3 protein-coding genes and 1 pseudogene are annotated in these 6,162 nt (G+C 38.1%); all 4 read right to left on the bottom strand.

The genetic code is table 11. The features are described from left to right. Positions 1 to 995 (bottom strand): annotated as a pseudogene (locus tag PHO43_RS09595) (sodium ion-translocating decarboxylase subunit beta); the annotation flags it as partial. Positions 996 to 1,081: 86 nt separating this feature from the next. Next, positions 1,082 to 2,983: a biotin/lipoyl-containing protein gene (locus PHO43_RS09590; RefSeq protein ID WP_045090087.1), complete on the bottom strand. Its 1,902-nt coding sequence runs from the start codon at positions 2,981 to 2,983 to the stop codon at positions 1,082 to 1,084. A gap of 10 nt (positions 2,984 to 2,993) precedes the next feature. After that, the gene (locus PHO43_RS09585) at positions 2,994 to 3,248 is read right to left on the bottom strand and encodes an OadG family transporter subunit (RefSeq protein ID WP_045090088.1); all 255 of its coding nucleotides are present in this window, start codon (positions 3,246 to 3,248) and stop codon (positions 2,994 to 2,996) included. A 286-nt stretch (positions 3,249 to 3,534) separates the two neighbouring features. Further along, positions 3,535 to 6,162 (bottom strand): calcium-translocating P-type ATPase, PMCA-type (locus PHO43_RS09580; RefSeq protein ID WP_288012095.1); only part of this gene is annotated, 2,628 nt, incomplete at its 5' end.

The following is a 6,162-nucleotide window of genomic DNA, read 5'->3' as shown; positions in this document are numbered from 1 at the left end:
CGTGAGGCCATTGGTACGGCACTTAGCCCGGTTGCTCCTACAAGTGGATTGATCTTTTTCTTAGATCCCTTATTATATAACTTAACTGTAAGTATACCTCCGGCTATTGAGATAGCGAAAGCAAAGAGACCAAGAACTAGAATCCCTATAGTCTCCCATCTCAGGAACACCTCTGCAGGCATAGTTGCACCAACACAGACTCCCAAGAATACGGTAGCCGTGTTCATAATTGGACCAGAGGCTGCATCTGCCAGACGTGCTGTGTTGGGGCCAATCTCTTTCAGCAGATTACCAAGCATTAGCATACCTATAAGTGGTGCAGCAGATGGAACAAGTATTGCTACAACTAATGTAAGAACTATAGGGAATAAGATTTTTACTGTTCTTAAGTGCTTGATTTCGTATTTAGGTGGATATAGTTTATCTTGCTTCTTCATATTGATCATGAAATCATCTTTGGTCATTAGCAATTTTGCAACACCGGGAATGATTACCGGAACCATTGCCATATAAGAATATGCAGCAATTGCGATTGGACCTAACAAGTGAGGTGCCAGCTTTATTGTAGTATAAATTGCGGTAGGTCCATCAGCACCTCCAATTATACCCATCGAAGCTGCTTCAGGCAATGTATAACCCATTATAACAGCAAGGAGTACAACTGTAAAGATACCTATCTGCGCTGCACTGCCAAAAAAAGCAAGCTTCAGATTTCTAAGCATTGGGCCAAAGTCAGTTAATGCTCCCACACCCATAAAAATTATAGGTGGAAGAAGACCCGATTTGATCAGTGAATAGTAAAGAAAATTGATTATTCCATATTCACTTGCAATCTCCGGGAGGTTCATCAGACTCCCGTCAGCCTCGACAACCATACTGCTTTCAACTACTGCCAGTCCAGCTCCCGGCAAATTAGCAAGTAGTACCCCAAAGCCTATTGGTACAAGCAGTAGTGGCTCATACTCCTTAAATATACCCATATATAAAAGGATACCTGAGATAATCCACATTAGTACAGTGCCCCACTCTACAAATGCAAAACCTGTTACATCAAGAACGTTATTAAAGAATTCTATCATTACTACTGCAATTTAATAAGTATATCATCCTCATCAACTGTATCACCATTTGCAAAACATATCTCAGTCACAGTTCCATCCACCTCTGAAGCAATTGCATTGTATGTCTTCATAGATTCGATGTATCCAATAATATCATTTTTTTTCACTTTATCTCCAACCTTTATAGCAGTTTCACTCGAATCTTTTGTAAGGAAGAATTTTCCTTCCAGCGGAGAAGGTATCTCTTTTAGCTGGCCTGTTGACTGCACTACTACTGGTGCAGGAGCTGACTCTGCAGGTTTAGCTGCAGTTGGTGCCTGACTTATTGTGCCATTTCCGTTATCTGGATAATTTATGTGAACCACATACTCCTCTTCATCAATATTAACAACTAGTGTTTTTGGTTGGAATCCATTTCCGTTATAAGCAGGAACAGTATTGATTGATTCAGAAGCTTCTTTTTCGGCTTTCCTTTTTGCAATATCTTCATCAAATTCTCGTTTTGCATCACCTGATTTATATGCCCTGTACTGTTCTGGATGCATTGCAAGTTCGAATAGCTCTTCGTCATCCAGACCAGTGTCCCAGTTTTTCTTTTCCATCTCTGCACGGTACTCATCCAGTTGATCTGGATAAAGATCCTGTGGGTTACCTGTATAAAACTCAAGGCCTTTGCTTTTAGCCATCTCTATTATCTCAGGTGCAGGATCCACCGGAAGTTTACCTGTTTTGCCGAGTATCATATCCCACACATTATCAGCAATCATAGACCAGCGCTTTTTACCTTTCTCAAGCTGAAGTACGTTCATTAGCGCAAGGTTTTTAACATATTGACTATAAGGTGTCACCAATGGAGGATATCCCACCTTTGGCCATACATATGTTACTTCTTCAAAAAGCTTAATCATCAAGTCATCTTGAGTAAGTTCATTCTGATTATGCTTCCTTTTCCACTTGTTAATTGAAGCTAGGTTATTTTCAAGATCAGACATCAAACTACCCATCATTCCACCTGGTAAACCGGGACCTATAAGAAGCGAATTCATCATCCTGTTCTTTGGATTTATGTAGTATCCTAAGAAATCATCCATATATTTCTGTGTGAGGGTACGCACTTTCATATATGCATTCATGTTGATCTTTGGCACATTAAATCCGGCATCTTTCAACATTGCCTGTATTGCAAGAATATCTGCATGCCCTGTTCCCCATGAAAGTGGCTCCATACCTGCATCAATATAATCTGCTCCGGCATAGGCCGCTTCAAGAATTGAAGCCATCTGGAAACCGGGTCCGGCATGACCGTGATATTGAATAACTGTTTTTGGGTGACGCGCTTTTATATTCTTGATTATTTTCCCAATACTTGCAGGACGTCCAACACCTGCCATATCTTTAATACATATCTCATCTGCACCCATTTCAATAAGGGTGTCAGCAAGCTGAGTATAATATTCAACTGTATGTACAGGAGATACTGTGATACATAATGCTGCCTGAGAAATCATTCCGGCCTCTTTTGCATATTTAATAGAGTTTTCAAGATTTCTGGGATCATTAAGACCATCAAATGAACGAGCAATGTCAGTACCCTGTTTTTTCTTAACATGAAACATCAGTCTGCGTACATCAGCTGGTACAGGACTCATACGAATAGCGTTAAGTCCACGCTCTAACATATGCGTTTGTATACCGGCATCATTAAATGGTTGTGTCCATTCACGAACAGATTTATTTGGGTTTTCACCAAAAAGAAGATTTATCTGCTCAAAACCTCCTCCATTGGTTTCTATACGATCAAAACACCCCATATCTATGATTGCAGGAGCAACCTCTGTAAGTTGTTCAACCGTCGGCACATATTTTCCCGACGATTGCCACATGTCTCTATAGAGAAGACTGAATTTAATCTCTTGTGCCATATATTATTTATTATTTCTTTTTTTGAATTGATTCTACTCTGCCCTGTCCTTGTGTTATCACGTCAACTGCAGCTGTTATGGCTGCAATTTTTCTTGTATTTGTTTTCTTATTCTTTTTTGTGGTACCATCATTTCTATTATCTTTTACATATTTATTGGTTAAGGTTATGATCATTCCACCAAGTAGTACAACTAGCCATAAAACTATAACAACCATAATCATACCAATAAACAATAAGCCTAATGCGGTTCCAAGATTTTCCATACGTATCTTACTTAAATTAAATAATTGAAGTTTCTCTAACCTAATTTCTCTTCAGTGATTTTCCATAACCTCAATTTAAATTGAAAGGAATAGGGACATTTTTATGAGAGAGTGTAAGTTTCTAAATTCAAAATTACAAATAATATTCGAAATTATGCACGAAAGGCTTCAAATTGCGCATTAATAAACAAAATTTAAGACATATTTCTTAAAATAGATAATCAGCTTTCTGTAATCATATTTTTATTTCAGAAAGCTGATAAAAATTAAAGCGTTAAATTAATTTTCAATATTCATCTACTGTATGATTCCATTTGAATAGCTTCATAAACTCAACTACAACAATAGGAACAATTGAAAGTGCAGTTACATATAACCAGTGAACAGCATCCATTTCTACTACACCAAAGATATTTCTTAAAACAGGAATAAGTAATACAGCCATCATTAACAAAGCAGAAGCAAGTATCGCCAGTATTAAGTTTTTATTACTTGCAAGACTTGTTCTAAAGGATGATAACTTATTTGAATGCAAGTTTCTTACATGGAACAATTGAGAAAAGGCAAGTACAGCGAAAGCCATTGTTTGACCAAGTACCTGTCCACCATCATTACATCCTATATAATAAGCTGCAAGTGATATTAGTCCAATTGTTGAACCTTGATAGACAATACGCCAGATCATCCCTTTTGAAAAGAAACCTCTCTTTGGATCACGTGGTTTTCGTGTCATAACATCTTTTTGAGCCGGATCCATACTTAAGGCAAGTGCAGGAAGACTGTCAGTTACCAGATTTACCCATAATATGAGAATAGGTGATAATGGATTACCTAAATTAAGGATTGCAGCAATAAATATCAGCAGTACTTCACCCATATTGGCAGAAAGAAGAAACTGAATTACTTTGAGTATATTATCATAAATACGACGACCCTCTTCTACCGCAGTTACTATAGTTGCAAAATTATCATCGGTAAGCACTACATCTGACGCATCCTTAGCTACTTCGGTACCAACAATTCCCATTGCTACACCTATATCTGCCTGTTTTAGTGCAGGTGCATCATTTACACCATCACCGGTCATCGCAACAATATCACCATGACTTTGCCAGGCTTTTACTATTCGCACCTTATGCTCAGGGGCAACTCGTGCATACACTGAGTAATCGCGTACATTGCGAGTAAGCATCTCATCATCCGTTTCCTCTAAATCGCTGCCGGTAACAGCTTTGTCACCCTCTTTAAATATACCTATCTCATCAGCAATTGCAATGGCAGTAACTTTATGATCGCCTGTAATCATTACAGGACGAATACCTGCAGTCTTGCATTTTTTTACAGCATCTACAACCTCAGGCCTTGCAGGGTCTATCATGCCAAGCAGACCGATAAAGATCAGATCGTTTTCAATATTTTCTGAATTTACATCTTCAGGAATCTCATCTATATCTTTATATGCTACTGAGAGTACTCGCAGAGCTGATTGCCCCATATTGGTGTTCTCTTTACGAATGGTCTCTATATCCTCTTTAGTAATTGGTCTTATATTACCATGTATAAGAATTCGTGAAGTCACATCAAGTACTTCATCCAATCCACCTTTAACATTTACACGATAAGCATCATTTTCCATCCTGTTTATGGTAGTCATCCTTTTCCTCTCTGAATCAAAAGGTACTTCGCTGATTCTGGGGAATTTTTTTTCTATTTCATTTTTATTGACACCTAGTTTAAGTGCAATATCAACTATAGCTGTTTCAGTAGGATCTCCGGAAAGTTCATGATCTCCATTAGGTAAAATTTTAAGATGCGAGTCGGTGCACAAAAGTGAGCAATGCAGTAAAATATTTTCATCATCATCCTGTTCTTCCGGAAGAGGCAGGTTTCTAAAATTAATTTTATTGCCACCTGCCCAGCCTTCAACAACTGTCATTTTGTTCTGTGTAAGAGTTCCGGTTTTATCTGAGCAGATTACAGTAGTACTACCAAGAGTTTCAACAGACGGTAAAGTACGTACTATCGCATTCTTTTTAACCAGTCGCTGTACTCCAATTGCCAGAACAATTGTGGACACAATTTGAAGACCTTCGGGAATGGCTGCCACTGCAAGGCTAACTGACATCATTAACATTTCTAACCAATGATTACCATATATAATACCAATTACAAATATTACTGTACAGATAACCAAAGCTACATACCCTAAAACTTTTCCAAGCTGGCCAAGTCGTTTACTCATAGGTGTTTCTGTTGCCTCCGTGGATTGTAGCATATTAGCAATCTTTCCAACTTCGGTATTCATTCCGGTGCCTACTATTACTCCTCTTCCGCGACCATAAGTGACTATACTGGTTGAGAATGCCATGTTTGTTCTGTCACCCAGAGTTATATCACTACCTTCAAGTGTGGATTCAATCTTATCAACCGGAACTGACTCTCCCGTAAGAGCAGATTCCTGCACTTTTAAGTTGAATGCTTCAATAAGTCTCATATCAGCGGGAATAATATCTCCTGTATCAAGGACTACAATGTCACCTGGTACAATTTCTGTGGAATCTATCTCTTCAATCTGTCCCTCACGCATAACTTTTGTGCGTGGAGAACTCATTTTATTTAATGCCTCTAATGAAGTTTGTGCTTTTCTCTCTTCTACTGTACCAATTATTGCATTAAGTAACAATATTGCAATTATAACAAAAGATTCTACAAGCCCTTCTCCTTCCATAACCCCAATCACTCCTGACACAATAGCTGCTATAAGTAATATAGCCACCATACTGCTTTTGAACTGTTCAAGAAAAACTGAAAGTAATGATTTTTGTTTTTTTGAAGCTAATTTATTGAGACCATATTTTTCTCTGCGTTTTTCTATTTCTGTTTCTGAAAGCCCCATTTCAGGATTAACTCCGAA

It is taken from the genome of Lascolabacillus sp., from assembly GCF_028696275.1.
Taxonomy (GTDB): Bacteria; Bacteroidota; Bacteroidia; order Bacteroidales; family Dysgonomonadaceae; genus Proteiniphilum; species Proteiniphilum massiliensis.
The sequence above is the reverse complement of the archived record's forward strand: the minus strand, read 5'-3'. Positions and strand labels throughout refer to the sequence as shown.

Coding starts and splice junctions, on each gene's coding strand:
- PHO43_RS09585 (WP_045090088.1), bottom strand. CDS start 3,248: ATGGAAAATCTTGGAACCGCATTAGGCTTATTGTTTATTGGTATGATT.
- PHO43_RS09590 (WP_045090087.1), bottom strand. CDS start 2,983: ATGGCACAAGAGATTAAATTCAGTCTTCTCTATAGAGACATGTGGCAA.